The sequence below is a fragment of the Schaalia sp. ORNL0103 genome (assembly GCF_019429565.1).
GTDB lineage: Bacteria > Actinomycetota > Actinomycetes > Actinomycetales > Actinomycetaceae > Pauljensenia.
Map to the genome: position 1 here is coordinate 59406 of NZ_JAHXSA010000001.1, position 12464 is coordinate 71869.

The 12464-nt window shown below is 65.9% G+C and carries 17 protein-coding genes; 16 read left to right on the forward strand and 1 reads right to left on the reverse strand.

Features of this window, described 5'->3' with window-relative positions; genetic code table 11:
* Positions 1-4: 4 nt before the first annotated feature.
* The 13 genes from JJJ16_RS00305 (at position 5) to JJJ16_RS00365 (ending at position 7503) form a co-directional block, all read left to right on the forward strand.
* Complete coding sequence (locus tag JJJ16_RS00305; RefSeq protein ID WP_176748692.1) at positions 5-172, forward strand: hypothetical protein; 168 nt, start codon at positions 5-7, stop codon at positions 170-172.
* Complete coding sequence (locus JJJ16_RS00310; protein WP_219750918.1) at positions 169-339, forward strand: hypothetical protein; 171 nt, start codon at positions 169-171, stop codon at positions 337-339. The genes JJJ16_RS00305 and JJJ16_RS00310 overlap by 4 nt, the downstream gene beginning before the upstream one ends.
* Positions 336-638, forward strand: a complete 303-nt coding sequence (locus JJJ16_RS00315) for a hypothetical protein (protein ID WP_219750919.1) — start codon at positions 336-338, stop codon at positions 636-638. Before JJJ16_RS00310 ends, JJJ16_RS00315 begins: the two co-directional genes overlap by 4 nt.
* Positions 635-796, forward strand: coding sequence for a hypothetical protein (locus JJJ16_RS00320; protein ID WP_219750920.1), 162 nt, complete (start codon positions 635-637; stop codon positions 794-796). Before JJJ16_RS00315 ends, JJJ16_RS00320 begins: the two co-directional genes overlap by 4 nt.
* Complete coding sequence (locus JJJ16_RS00325) at positions 789-2498, forward strand: ParB N-terminal domain-containing protein (protein ID WP_219750921.1); 1710 nt, start codon at positions 789-791, stop codon at positions 2496-2498. Before JJJ16_RS00320 ends, JJJ16_RS00325 begins: the two co-directional genes overlap by 8 nt.
* Positions 2498-3283 (forward strand): hypothetical protein, encoded by a 786-nt coding sequence (locus JJJ16_RS00330; protein WP_219750922.1) that lies wholly within the window; start codon positions 2498-2500, stop codon positions 3281-3283. Before JJJ16_RS00325 ends, JJJ16_RS00330 begins: the two co-directional genes overlap by 1 nt.
* Positions 3280-3528, forward strand: a complete 249-nt coding sequence (locus JJJ16_RS00335; protein ID WP_219750923.1) for a hypothetical protein — start codon at positions 3280-3282, stop codon at positions 3526-3528. Before JJJ16_RS00330 ends, JJJ16_RS00335 begins: the two co-directional genes overlap by 4 nt.
* Positions 3521-3769 (forward strand): hypothetical protein, encoded by a 249-nt coding sequence (locus tag JJJ16_RS00340; RefSeq protein ID WP_219750924.1) that lies wholly within the window; start codon positions 3521-3523, stop codon positions 3767-3769. Before JJJ16_RS00335 ends, JJJ16_RS00340 begins: the two co-directional genes overlap by 8 nt.
* Entirely contained in the window at positions 3762-4187 is a 426-nt protein-coding gene (locus tag JJJ16_RS00345; RefSeq protein ID WP_219750925.1) for a hypothetical protein, read from the forward strand. Before JJJ16_RS00340 ends, JJJ16_RS00345 begins: the two co-directional genes overlap by 8 nt.
* Positions 4184-4723, forward strand: a complete 540-nt coding sequence (locus JJJ16_RS00350) for a single-stranded DNA-binding protein (RefSeq protein WP_219750926.1) — start codon at positions 4184-4186, stop codon at positions 4721-4723. The genes JJJ16_RS00345 and JJJ16_RS00350 overlap by 4 nt, the downstream gene beginning before the upstream one ends.
* Positions 4724-5069: 346 nt before the next feature.
* Positions 5070-6497, forward strand: coding sequence for an HNH endonuclease (locus JJJ16_RS00355; RefSeq protein ID WP_219750927.1), 1428 nt, complete (start codon positions 5070-5072; stop codon positions 6495-6497).
* A gap of 140 nt (positions 6498-6637) precedes the next feature.
* Positions 6638-7285, forward strand: coding sequence for a hypothetical protein (locus tag JJJ16_RS00360; RefSeq protein WP_219750928.1), 648 nt, complete (start codon positions 6638-6640; stop codon positions 7283-7285).
* Positions 7282-7503, forward strand: coding sequence for a hypothetical protein (locus tag JJJ16_RS00365; RefSeq protein ID WP_219750929.1), 222 nt, complete (start codon positions 7282-7284; stop codon positions 7501-7503). The genes JJJ16_RS00360 and JJJ16_RS00365 overlap by 4 nt, the downstream gene beginning before the upstream one ends.
* A 581-nt stretch (positions 7504-8084) precedes the next feature.
* Here JJJ16_RS00365 and JJJ16_RS00370 read toward each other — a convergent pair.
* Positions 8085-8636 (reverse strand): hypothetical protein, encoded by a 552-nt coding sequence (locus tag JJJ16_RS00370; RefSeq protein ID WP_219750930.1) that lies wholly within the window; start codon positions 8634-8636, stop codon positions 8085-8087.
* A 55-nt stretch (positions 8637-8691) separates the two neighbouring features.
* Here JJJ16_RS00370 and JJJ16_RS00375 point away from each other — a divergent pair, with 55 nt between their 5' ends.
* The 3 genes from JJJ16_RS00375 to JJJ16_RS00385 are packed head-to-tail and all read left to right on the forward strand — an operon-like array spanning position 8692 to position 12462.
* Positions 8692-9180 carry a hypothetical protein gene (locus JJJ16_RS00375; protein ID WP_219750931.1) on the forward strand — a complete coding sequence of 163 codons (489 nt, stop codon included), beginning with the start codon at positions 8692-8694 and terminating at the stop codon, positions 9178-9180.
* Between the two features lies 1 nt (position 9181).
* A complete protein-coding gene (locus tag JJJ16_RS00380; protein WP_219750932.1) occupies positions 9182-10864 on the forward strand; it encodes a hypothetical protein in 1683 nt (560 codons plus the stop codon).
* A gap of 26 nt (positions 10865-10890) precedes the next feature.
* The gene (locus tag JJJ16_RS00385; RefSeq protein ID WP_219750933.1) at positions 10891-12462 is read left to right on the forward strand and encodes a phage portal protein; all 1572 of its coding nucleotides are present in this window, start codon (positions 10891-10893) and stop codon (positions 12460-12462) included.
* Positions 12463-12464 lie beyond the last annotated feature (2 nt).

The following is a 12464-nucleotide window of genomic DNA, read 5'->3' on the forward strand; positions in this document are numbered from 1 at the left end:
AGTCATGAATCAGGTTAACACGACCGAGACAGTGGCGTTGAGTGCGCCGGTGTTAGAAGCGCTACGGCGCCTCGATGCGGTGATGAAGCTGCGCAAGCGTCAGACGGCCGCGCAGAAGCGGATTGCGTTGGCGCGCTCGCGTGCGCGTGAGGCACAGGGAGGAAAGCGGTGAACGCGATGAATGTTGCGAGGCTGTTCGTGGCGCTGGCCCTGCTGGTGCTGGCGTGGTGGCTCGGGTCCCTTATTGATGGGTGGGTGGTGGCTGCGGCCGCGATCCTGCCCCCGACGGCGCTCGCCGAGCGCCTGGTCTACGTCGCGTGGAAGGAGCGTCGGGCATGAGGTCCGTCGAGATGATCGTTGAGTTCCCTATCGAGGACGCGAACTTGCCGATGCCGCACCTGCTGGGGCTGGCTAACGCCGCGTTCGTAGAGGAGGTTGAGCGTCAGGGGCTGCTGCTGATGTCGCCGCCGAGCCCGTCCGTGATGCACGCGCGCCGGATTGTCGAGGTGCGTGCGGCTGTCGTGGAGAAGCCGGATTGGGCGCCGCCGTCGCCGTCGGCACCGACGTTCGAGTGCCCGAACTGTGGCACGACGATTTTCGCGGCAGGACAGCCAGAGAAGGAAGAGGCAGAGAAGTGAGTGAAACGTTGATGGGCATCTTTGTCCTCGAGCTGCTGGCGCTGGTGACGGCGTACCTGTGGTGGGACTGGCGCGCGACCACACGTGAGTTCCGCGAGATGCGTCGTCGCCTTGTGCAGATGCAGGAAGACCGTCAGAGGGGTGAGACAAATGACTGAGGCTATCGCGATTGCCGCTGATGATGTGCAGGCCCGTACTGTCGCGGAGACGATGCTCGGCCTCGTTGCTGATGATGGTCATGTCGAGGTCGCGCAGGCTGAGCTGGCTCGCCTGACTGGTCTGTCTGCGCGGACGCTGCGTCGTGCCCTTGATCGCCTGCGTGAGGCGCACTGGATTAGCGTCGTGCGTGAGGCAACGCCGAACGCGCCCGCGCGTTACGACCTGACGGACCTGGCGGCCGTCGCGCAGGCGGTCGGCCTGAAGCCGCGCCGCGAAGAACCCGAGGCCGTGGCCTCGACGGGCACTGGCGTGTTGTCGGCTGAGGTCGCGGCGGACCCGATTGGGGCCGTCCAGCCTGGCCAGCGGTGGCTGATCGACCCGACGCTCCTGCAGGCCGGTTCGAACATCCGCGCTGACTTGCGTGTCGGCCCCGAGTTCGTGGAGACGATCGCCGGCCTCGGTGTCTTGAAGGACATCGACGTGTATCCGACGCTGACGGGCTTGGTGGTTCTCGACGGGCACCGCCGCCACCGCGCGGCCATCGAGGCGGGCTTGGAGATGGTGCCGGTGCGTATCGTCGACGTGGCGAACGACCTGGACCGCATCGGCTTGCAGCTCACCGAGAATGACGAGCATGCGCACACGTCGACTGTTGATCGTGCGCGCGCCATTAATCAGCTGGTGCTGATGGGTCTCCCGGCCTCCGAGCTGCGCAAGCGCGGCGTGAAGGCCAGCGAGGCCACGTTGGCCCGCCGCGTCGCTAACGCTTCGCAGGAGGTCGCGGACCTTGGGGAGTCGGCGAGTCTCGGCCTCGATGATCTCGCGAAGATCGCTGAGGCTGAGGCTGACCTCCCCGAGGACATCGCGGGCATGGTCGTCGAGGAGATTCGCGAGGCCCCCGGCAAGATCGATCATTTCCTCGAGCGCGCCCGCGACGAGGCACGCCGCCGTCGAGTGTATGAGGATGCGGTCCTCGAGCTGCGCCAGCAGGGCGTCAAGGTCATCCGCGAGGACGAATTCTACGACGGGTTTCCGAAGAGCAACCAGTTTCTGTGGAACCTGGTCGACGAATACGGCAACTCGGTTGAGCCGCACGACAACTGCCCCGGCAACGTGGCGTATGTCTCGGTGATCGGCTCGGGCGACTACACGAATGTGCAGACGCGCTTTGTGTGCCTGGACTACGCCTCGCATGGGCATTTCACCCGTGAGGACAGGGCGAGGACAACGCAGGAAGCCGATCGCGCAGCGACCGTCGAGGCGAACCGTCAGGCGGCTCAGGAAGGCGAAGTGCGCCGCGCCTGGATTAAGGATGTGCTCTTGAAGCGCCCTCTGCCGAAGGACACGGCGCTCCTGGAAATGCCCGTCATCTACAACCAAGCCCAGGTGTCCGACGCATCGCAGGCGAAGGGCCGCGCGTTGATCGGCTTCGATGACTTGAGTTTCGGGCTCACGATGTCAGCCGCGCAGGCGGCTAAGGCGCGCCTCGCGTGGTGTATCGGTGTCCTCGAGGGTGGCATGGGCCGTGATTACTGGCGCAGCCGCAACGGTGAGCGCTTTGACAGCCTCGTTCAGCTGTACCTGCGCACCTTAGAGCGCTGGGGATACCCCCTCGGTGAGGGTGAGGAGGCGTTCTGCGAGAAGGTCGAGGCTGCCCCCGCAATCATCACCTGGGGACCGCGCGCTGGGGAGGTGTACTGATGAGCGTCGAGGATTCAACGCTGGTGGTCGTGGCTCGGGCTGCGTTGGAGGGGGCGCTGCGTGCGGCCCTGCCGCATGTGGCGCGCAAGATTCCCGAGGATGCCCCGGACGATGGTGCGGGCCTGCTGCGCCTGGCCGTTGTACAGGATTGCGTGATGGTGCTTGCCTCGGCGATTGATCGTAAGCGCGCGATCGCGGTGCGGTTCACCGTTTTGGACGGGGATAGCTACAGCGATGGTGTGAAGTCGATGTGGCTGCGTCGCTCTGCTGTTGAGGCGTTGGCGACGTTCCTCGCGGGGTCTCCCGTCGAGCGGGTGAGCCTCCTCCTCGATGAGAGGGAGGGCGTCACTGTCCAGGAGACGGGCGTCCTGTATGGGCCTCAGATGGCGCGTGTTGCTCCGGCTGCGGAGCCGATGGATGAGGACCGCGTTGACGCGGCGCGTCTCCTGCTGGATGGAGCGCATGGAGTCCTCTATCAGGATGCGGCCGTGGAGATGGACCCTGCGGTCGTCCGCACGTTCGCGGCGTCGGCTGCGGCCTGGCAGATTCCTCTGCGGGTCCGCGTCGGTGATGGCTACGGGCGGTCCTCGTTCATCTGGGGCACTGATGCGTGCCTCGGCTGGTCCGCCGGGTCAGTGCTGCTTCAGGCCCCTGTGACGGGTGAGCTCCTGTACGACGGGCCGTCGATCCCGTACCTGGAGGAGGCGTTGCTTCCGCCTGTGCTCGTGGGGAGCGCTGGCCTACCAGCGGGGCTGCGAGTCTACGAAGGTGGGGAGGACTCGTGAACAACGACAACACTGTGTTCAGTGCTCTCGAAGACGCTGTGTCTGCCATGGTTGCCGAAAAGCACGGGCCGGACTGTGTGGTGGGGTCTTGGGTCCTCGTCGCGGAGAGCATCGCCCCGGAGGACGGCAAGGACCGGAGTGCGTGGCTGTGTGAAGGCCAGGGATCGCCTCTGTCGCGGCGTGGCCTCGTCGAGTGCGCGCGCGACATGTATGCGCGCTCAGTGAGGAGGTTCGGCGATGACTGAAGATGACCTCATCAAGATCGAGTGCGCGAATCACGTCCATGCCCTTGAGCGCGAGCTGTCCAGGGTTCAGGCGCATGCGATCAAAACAGCGTCCGACCTGATCGATGCTGGCGCTGCGATTGCCGAGAAGTATGCGCAGACGCCCGAGGAGCGCATGAGCATCCGCAGGACCATCGGGGCCGTCGTCGACGAGCTCATCGACGGCCTTTACCCGCAGGCAGGAGATGAACGCGATGAATGACGCGACTGTAGCCCCGCTGTGGGAGATCGGCCCATTCGATCTGCCCCAGTCAGACATGCTCTCGCTCAACGGCCGAGCCGACCGCCGCACTCTCTCCCCGCGGATTCGGACCCTGCGCATGCAGGCCCGTGTGATGGCCCGCGCGGCCCACTGCCCGACCTTCATGCGAGCACGACTTGTCGCGTGGGTTCGGTTCCCGGACGGCCGCCGCCGCGACCTCCACAATTACATGCCCACCTTGAAGGCCCTCGTGGACGGCCTCGTGGACGCCGGTCTGCTCCCGGACGACGATGCGCGTCACCTGCAGGGACCGGACATGCGCCTCGATCCCCGTCACACCAGCAAGCGCATGGGCATCCCCATGTGCTCGATCCGATTCACCGTCATGCCCTACGAAGAAAACGAGGAAGACCAATGAGCGGCGAAACACTCGTCACCCTCGTCGGTAACCTGACCGCCGACCCCACACTCCGCTGGACACAGTCCGGCTCTGCCGTCGCTGACTTCACGGTGGCCTCAACCCCGCGAACCTACGACCGCAACGCCGGTGAGTGGCGCGACGGAGACCCGCTCTTCATGCGCTGCTCCGTGTGGCGCGATGTCGCTGAGAACGTCGCCGAGTCCCTCCGTAAGGGCATGCGCGTCATCGTCTTCGGCCGCCTCACGCAACGCTCCTACGAAACACAGCAGGGCGAGCGACGCACAATCGTCGAGATGCAGGTCGACGAGGTCGGCCCCTCCCTACGCCGTGCCCGCGCACAGGTCACCAGGCACCCCGCAGCCGACGGCGGGGCAGGATACCCGCCCCCGCCTCCACCTGCGTCCCCCCAGCCCGCCCAGACACCGCAGCAGGCCCCGCAGGCAACACAGCAGCCCGCGCCCCGCCAGATCGTCCAAGATGACCCCTGGGCACCCCAACCCCAGCAGGAACCCGTCTGGGAGCCGCCGTTCTGATGGCCACCGCTCACGCTCGCGCAGGCTGGGGAATCAACCCCGCCGAGCTTGACGAGAACCCCCGGCGCTGCCCCAAATGCGAGGCTCCGATACTCCCGGGCCGGGCGCTGTGCCACCCCTGTTATGTCCGGGCCGAGCAGCAACGCCGCGCCTTCACGGAGCGAGCTTGGATGACCAGGAACTACCCCGACTACAGGCCCCGCAGCCTGTTCCCCGAAGACTACGACCAAGAGGAGGTGACCAGATGACCTGCAACGACTGGACGCCCCGCGTGTGTGACTCATGCGGCGGCGCAATCAACCCCGTCACCGGTGAATGCCGGTGCTCAGACTAGAAAGCGACACACATGTTCTTCCAACTTGGAGACGAGCTCCGGGGCAACCCGAAGATTCAACGCCTCGCCCGCCGCGCCATGACCGGGGACCTCAGCGGCCTCGCCGCACTCGGCATGTGGGCGCTCGCGGGAACGGCCTGCCAGCAGGCGCTCACTGATGGAGTGATTGCGGTCGAGACGCTCGTCTCGGACACACTCAATCTTGAAGTCGCGACGCGGCTGGCGGGCATGCTCGTCGAAGAGGGCCTGTGGCACGCGCCTGGACACTCGTGCGAACGCTGCGTGCAGCCGCCGCAGGGGTCGTTCATCTTCCATGACTGGTTCGACCTTCGCTACGACCGTGGCGAAGACGTGCGAGTCACGAGGGGAAAGCGTGCGGAGCTGAAAAACAGGAAGATCACAGATGCTGTGTGGCTGCGCGATCGCGTCGGCGGTGTCGAGCGCGGCGGCAACATGGTTGCGCCGTGCCGATACTGCGGGACGAAGGTGCAGCGCAAGGACCGCAGCACGTGGCAGTACGACCACGTTGAGCCGACCAAGTACATTGGCGCGGCCAACATCGTGATCGCATGCACGGACTGCAACAAACAGAAGCAGCAGCGCACGCCTGCCGAGGCGGGCATGGTGCTTCATCGCCCTGGGTGGATGCCCGGGCAGGCGGACTGGTCAGCGCCTCCGAAGAGCGCTGAGCGGAACACGGTCGAGGACACGCCGCGTCGCGGCGGAGCTGTCATGGTCGAAGCCGGGAGGGACGCGAATCCCGTCGAGGGGACGCCCTCGGGTCAGGTCGAATCCTCCCTCCCTTGGAATCCCAGCAGCCCCGCCGCCGGCACGGACGTTGATCTCCCGGACGCTCACGCGCTCGACTGGGGGCAGGCAGCAGGCGAGGGAGGCGAGGATCCCGTCGAGGCTAACGCCTCGGGTCAGGTCGAACCCGCCCCCAGCTTGCGCCGCGCAAACCCTCTCCGACCTGCGACGGCACCTGCGGCAGCCGCAGCGGCAGCCGCGACGGCAACAAATCCTGCCGCAGCGGCAGCCGCAGCGCAGGAAAATCTTGCCGCGACGGCAGCAAAGCGGGTGTCTACGCGCGCACGCGCGTGTCAGGGCAGGGAGGGGCAGGGCAGGGAACTAGATAGGGAAGGGTCTGGCTGGGAGACTGGCGGGGCCGGGCAGGGTGAACCTGCCTCACCCCGCAGGCGCAGGCCACGGCGCAAACGTCAGGTGAGAAATCTTGGCGCTTCCCCTGAAGGTTCTCAGTCCATGCCCAACCCCTCATCTGCTGGTCTGGCAGGGGATGCTCCTAGCCCACAGGTGGGTGGACAGTGGGGGTCGCCCTGGTACCAGTGGCGAGGTCGTCCCCCGGTGGACGATGAGGCCACGTGTCCGATCCATGGGGCCGACGTGCCCTGTCGTTTCTGCCTTGAGGAGGAGCCGTGCTGAACCGCGTGTGCTCGTCTGGGTGTGCATCGCCTGGTGAGCATCTTCCTGACTGCCAGGATGACTCGTGCCGGGGGTGCGCGCCGAGTCCGGCTTACGTCGGTGTCTTGTGCGCTCGGTGCTGGGGGAGACTGCAGGCTGTCGTGCGCACGATGCCGGCGCTCGTCGACGAGCTGATGAGTGGGGATGATGCGCCCTCGGCGGTCTCATCGTCTGGCGGTGGTCGTCCGCCTGGCTCGTCCTCGCTGTATCCGCAGCAGCGGGCAGCTGCCGACGAGCTCGCGGCGGCGTTGGCCTCGTGGTGTATTCAGGCAGGCGAGCATATCGGCGTGGAGGCTCCTCGGCCGTCCGGCCTGTGGTGGTCTGCTCCTGGTCGCAAGATCGACTCGGAGACGGGCGAGGCGTACCTCGTGGAGGCAGAGCCGGTCGGCATCCGATCTGCCTCGGCGCTGACTGAGCTCGTCCGCTGGATTGACCCGCTGCTCGACCGTGTCGCGGCCGCCCCGTGGGCGCCCGAGATGCTTGCCGACCTGTCCCGGCTCGATGCCGGCGCACGCGCGAGGTGGGCAGTCGAGGAACCAGAGCGGCGCGTGCAGGACATCGCCTGCCCGTCGTGCAACGCCTACTCGCTCGTGGTCACGCCCGTCCGAGTCGTCGGCGGGCAAGAACAGGTAACCTGCTCGCGCATCTCCTGCGGGCGTGTCCTGTCCTCCCAGGACTGGGAACGACTGCGCGCCTGGTCGGTCCTGGTGGCACGCATGTCAGCCAAGGCCGAGGAGACCTCGGCATGATCGTGGCGGGGGAGGAGTGGGAACGACAGTGCGATGTGCCGAAGCATGTGCCGGGCCTCCCCGCGTCAACGGTCCGGGTGTGGGCGGCTGCGGGCCGGGTGCGGTCGGTCAAGGTCGGCGGCTCCGTATGGGTTGCCGTCGAGGATGTGTTGGCGGCTGCGGCCTCGTCGCGTCGACGCTGCACGACACGACACGCGAACCAGGTGAAGGTTGATTGACAGAGCCGCAGGGCAGTTGTAACATCTGTGCCAACGGCAGAAGTGTCGAACAAGCCCCGAGGTGGTTGCCGCCCGGGGCTTTCGCGTACCCGCCGGACCGGCGAGCTCCGAGAGGATGAAGCGTCATGGCTTGGTCATCGAGCGATCGCGCATCGCGGCTCCCGCCTGACTGGGACGAGCGCCGCGCCTTCGTCCGCGCCCGCGCAGGCGGCAGGTGCGAAGCACTCCTGCATGACGGGACACGATGCCCTGCAGCTGGTGCCGAGTGCGACCACGTCGAGCCTGGTGACGATCATCGAGCGACGAACTTGCAGTGGCTGTGCTCATGGCATCACAAGCGCAAGACTCAGCGAGAAGCCGCGGCCGCATTAGCCGCAGAGCGGGCACGAAACGCCCCACGCAAGCGCAAGCATCCCGGCCTCATCGACTAGACCCCCACCAGGGACCCCCTCCCCACCCAGCTCAGACACCGTCAAGAGCTGTCGGTTTTTGTTTGTACGGGTCTGGGGAAATTACAACTACCCACAAGCGTTGAACTAGCAACGCAAACACCGGGCGGCGGGGTGAGGGCGTAGGGGAATTTAGAGGGGTGCCAGGTTGCCGTCCTGGTACACATTCTCCGTGACGGTGATGTATCGCCCCTGCGAATAGAACTCGATCCGCTGCCCACGCCACATGCGCTTGAAGCCACGCTGAGGGACGGCCGTCCCCCAGATGTGCAGCCCGCGCCCAGACGGCGAGACCTCAACGTAGGAGCCTTCGTAGTACGCGAGAAGAACGCGAGCGGCCTCGTTGGGGATGCCATGCTCATCGAGGCACCCGTCGAGGTCGATACAGCCGATGCCATCCCCGAGGACGAACCCCAGGGGAGCGCCAGTCGCGCTCGCGGCCGCATGAGTGCTCCACGTGCTCGGGTCAGTAACTGAAGCCCAACGCCCGGTGCGCGAGCACACAGGGCGCTTGTCGATGTGGTTGACCCATCGGGGGCGGTTGATGAGCTCGGCGGGTAGCGCTCGCGGGGCATGCGTCTGTGCGGCGCGGTGGTGAGCGACTCGGCATCGGGTCGAGCAAAAGCGCGCGTCGGCGCGCGCCCAGTGTCTGAGCGGAGCCGAGCAGTGTTCGCATGTCCTCACGTCTCCTATTGTAACGGATAATTCGTTGGTATTCTGCGGATAGGCGGGGGTGGTTATGGCTGGTCGTGGCCCCGCGCCGAAGCCGAAGGGCTCGCGAGCTCGCCGGAATAAGGACCCCCAAGTCCTGCGCATCATCACGGCGCAGCCGGTCGAGCAGCCGTCGCTGCCGGTCATCGAGCAAGTTGTCCTCGACGAGAACGGCAAGCCGAGGAAGAAGCGCTTCACGTGGCCGACGGTGACTCGCCGCTGGTGGAAGATGTGGGGAGAATCCCCGCTCAGCGCGGAGTACACGGAAACAGACTGGTCATTCCTGCTCGACACCGCATACCTGCACGCCCTGTACTGGAAGGGCGAATATCGAGTTGCCGGCGAACTGAGGCTGCGCGTCGCTAAGTTCGGGGCCACACCCGAGGACCGCGCCAGGTTGAGGATTCAGTTCGCGGTGGCCGATAATCTCGAAGACGACGCCGACAGCGCCATTGATGATGTGGCGCCCGTTTCTGCGCGGGCGCGCAGACGGCAGAAGAAGCTGAGGGCGGTGTAGCGTGCCCTGGCAACCGATCGACGAGGACGACGAGTTCCCGACGCTCGGCTACGACGTTGCGGACTGGATGATGGAGTTCCTCCTCATGCCAGACCGTGACGAGGACAGCGAGGAACACATCCCGTTCGTGCCGACGCAGGAGCAGATTGAGTTCCTCGCGAGGCTGTATGAGCTGGACCCGGACACGGGCCGTCGAGTCAAGCAGCGCGCGGTGCTCTCGCGTCCGCGTGGGTGGGGTAAAAGCCCGTTTCTCGCAGCGATCTGCTGCGCTGAGGCTATGGGGCCTGTGCTGTGCGACGGGTGGGACTCAGATGGCCAGCCGGTCGGTGTCCCGTGGTCGACGCGGCGTACCCCTATCGTGCAGGTCACGGCAACGACGGACGATCAGACGGCGAACACCTGGGACCCGCTCCTGGAAATGCTGCGCGGCTCTCCGGCTGAATCGGAGTACGGCCTCGACCCGATGGACTCGTTCGTGGCGCTGAGGCGCGGCCGCATCGAGAAACGAACGTCGTCCGCGACATCCGTCAAGGGCGCGAAGGCTGTCATGGCGGTCATGGACCAGACAGAAACCTGGCTGCCGTCGAACGGTGGCCCGAAGCTGGCGAAAACGTTGCGCTCGAATGCCGACAAGCTCGGGGGTCTCACGATCGAGACCCCGAACGCTTACACGGTCGGTGAGCGCTCGGTCGCGGAAACGACGGCGCGATTCTACGAGATGATCCAGGCCGGGAAGGTCAAGCCTGAAGCCGCGCGTGGTCTGTACTACGACCACCGTGAGGCACCGCTCGACACCGACATCTCCGACCGTGAATCGCTCCTCAACGGCTTGCGTATCGCCTACGGAGACTCGGCAGCCGACCCGCGCGGATGCGCAATCCACGAACCCGAGTGCGAACCCGGCTGGGTGGACCTGGAACGAATCGCGGACAGCTTCTGGCATCCGGATAACGATCCCGCGGGGATGTGCTCGGACTTCCTGAACCAAATCACCTCGGCGTCGGACGCATGGCTCACGATGCCCGAGCTGCGAGCCATCGAAGACCACACGAAGCAGATCAGCTCCACCGAGCCGATCACGCTCGGCTTCGACGGCTCCGAAGGCCGGAAGATCGGCATCGCAGATGCCACGGTCCTGATCGGCTACTCGGTGACGCAACGGCACCTGTTCAAGGTCGGGATTTGGAGCCAGCCAGACGGCCCCGCAGGCGAAGGCTGGCAGCCGCCCCGCCTCGAAGTGGAACAAACCGTCCGAGAAGCCTTCGAGCGATTCAACGTCGTGGGCTTCTACGCGGACCCGTCGGCTGGCTGGGCTCAGGATGTGAAGGGCTGGGAGGCGCGCTACTCGCGCCGCCTGCGCGCCAAGATCAGCGCGTCCGAGCCGATCCGGTACCCGCAGCGCAACGTTGCCAAGACCTGCGAAAACTTCGCGCAGCTCTTGTCCGCGATCCACCAGGAACGCATCACGTATGACGGTGACCCGATGATCACTGCGCACCTGCTCAACGCCCGTAAATCGCCCAGGCAATCGGGCTACGTCCTCGTCAAACCTGCGGACGACCAGGACTACTCGAAGATTGACGCCGCCTGGGGCGCCATGTTCGCCTACACGGCCGGACTCGACGCCGTCGGCAAGGGCGCAGCCAAGCAAACCAGCCGCCGCGCACCGAGGCGGCTCTACTAACACACTGGGGGAGGAGGCCCCACCTCATGACGAAAACGCCCGAGGAATGGCTCGCCGACCTCACCGCAAAGATGGACAAGGAGCGTCCACGAACGGACCTCCTACGCTCATACACCAACGGATCATCTCCCCTGCCGGAGATGGGCCCTAATCTCGCAAAGGCATGGCTGAAGTTCCAGCGGCGTGCGCGCACCAACCCCGGCAAACTCGTCGTGTCCGCGCTCGCGGATCGACTCATCCCCAACGGGGTGACAGTCGGAGCCAGCGAGGACAGCCCCGCAGCTCAGGCGGCCGCGCGCATCTGGCGCGACAACCGCCTCAAAGTGGTCTTCGCGGACGCAATCTGGGACGCGGCCACCCTCGGCCACGGCTATCTCCTGGTCACCCAGGACGAAGACGGACGAGCTTGTGTCACCTACGAGCGGCCGGAACACATGTACGTCGAGCCTGACCCTGTTCGGCCCTGGCGTGCGCTCGCGGCCGTGAAGGTATGGCGAGACCAGGCGGCGGGCCTCGATCACCTCGTGATGTGGACGCCGGGTCTGCGCATGTCCTACACGCGATCGGCTTACGACAAGTCGCGGCAGCTGATCTCTCGGGTGTCCGGGGACTGGCGTCTCGACCTCGGTGGCGTCCAGCCCTTCGAGGGAGCGCCCCCGGTTGTGGTCCTCGAGAACCGTTTCGGGATGGGCGAGTTCGAGCATGTGCTTGACCTTATCGACCGAATCAACTGGCAGACGCTGCAGCGCTTGGTCATTATCTCGATGCAGGCCTTCCGACAGCGAGCACTGAAGTCTGCTGAGGGATCGGCAGGTCTGCCGTCCGAGGACGAGTCCGGGAACGCGATCGACTACCAGGCGATCTTCGAGCCCTCGCCCGCAGCTCTCTGGGAGCTGCCCCCGGGGGTGGAAATCTGGGAGTCCTCGCAAACCCAGATCACCGAGATTCTCAACGCGACCAAGGACGACTGGCGCGAATTGGCCGCCGAGACCTCAACGCCGCTCTCGATCATGCTCCCGGACTCCGCAAACCAGTCGGCGGCGGGAGCTGAGCAACCCCAGAAGGCACTCCTCTCCAAGGCAGGCGACCGGATCGAACGTTTCAAGCCCGCGCTCGCCTACCTCATCGTCAAGGCGCTCGCGGTCGAGGGATACAGCCTTGGCGAGTCCGAGACCGTGGAGGTCCTGTTCGTCCCGCCGCACGCTGTCTCACTCACGGAGAAATACGCTGCGGCCGTCCAGGCACGCAACGCCGGCGAAGCGTTGGAGACGATCCAGCGCAACATCCTCGGGTACAGCCCCGAGCAGATCGCACAGGACAAGCAGCGTAGGGCTGAGGAGCAACTCGCACTGGCGTTCGCGCTCCAAGACAAGCCGCAGCCGCAGCTGACAGACGAGGCCGCAACCCCGGGTACGGGGGGGGGAGACCCAGCAGACCTGAAACTCAGGTTTGACGCCCTCGGCACGGCGATCCGCGCCGGCGTCGCCCCTGAATCAGCGTCGGAGGTCGTCGGCCTCGACGGAATCCGATTCACGGGCGCCGTCCCCGTCGCACTCAGGCTCCCAGAGACACAGTCAGCGACACTCGAGGAGAAGTAACG

Bases quoted from the DNA above. Each gene is read 5' to 3' on its own strand.
- JJJ16_RS00305 (WP_176748692.1), top strand. From the start codon at position 5: ATGAATCAGGTTAACACGACCGAGACAGTGGCGTTGAGTGCGCCGGTG.
- JJJ16_RS00315 (WP_219750919.1), top strand. From the start codon at position 336: ATGAGGTCCGTCGAGATGATCGTTGAGTTCCCTATCGAGGACGCGAAC.
- JJJ16_RS00325 (WP_219750921.1), top strand. From the start codon at position 789: ATGACTGAGGCTATCGCGATTGCCGCTGATGATGTGCAGGCCCGTACT.
- JJJ16_RS00330 (WP_219750922.1), top strand. From the start codon at position 2,498: ATGAGCGTCGAGGATTCAACGCTGGTGGTCGTGGCTCGGGCTGCGTTG.
- JJJ16_RS00340 (WP_219750924.1), top strand. From the start codon at position 3,521: ATGACTGAAGATGACCTCATCAAGATCGAGTGCGCGAATCACGTCCAT.
- JJJ16_RS00345 (WP_219750925.1), top strand. From the start codon at position 3,762: ATGAATGACGCGACTGTAGCCCCGCTGTGGGAGATCGGCCCATTCGAT.
- JJJ16_RS00350 (WP_219750926.1), top strand. From the start codon at position 4,184: ATGAGCGGCGAAACACTCGTCACCCTCGTCGGTAACCTGACCGCCGAC.
- JJJ16_RS00355 (WP_219750927.1), top strand. From the start codon at position 5,070: ATGTTCTTCCAACTTGGAGACGAGCTCCGGGGCAACCCGAAGATTCAA.
- JJJ16_RS00365 (WP_219750929.1), top strand. From the start codon at position 7,282: ATGATCGTGGCGGGGGAGGAGTGGGAACGACAGTGCGATGTGCCGAAG.
- JJJ16_RS00375 (WP_219750931.1), top strand. From the start codon at position 8,692: ATGGCTGGTCGTGGCCCCGCGCCGAAGCCGAAGGGCTCGCGAGCTCGC.
- JJJ16_RS00385 (WP_219750933.1), top strand. From the start codon at position 10,891: ATGACGAAAACGCCCGAGGAATGGCTCGCCGACCTCACCGCAAAGATG.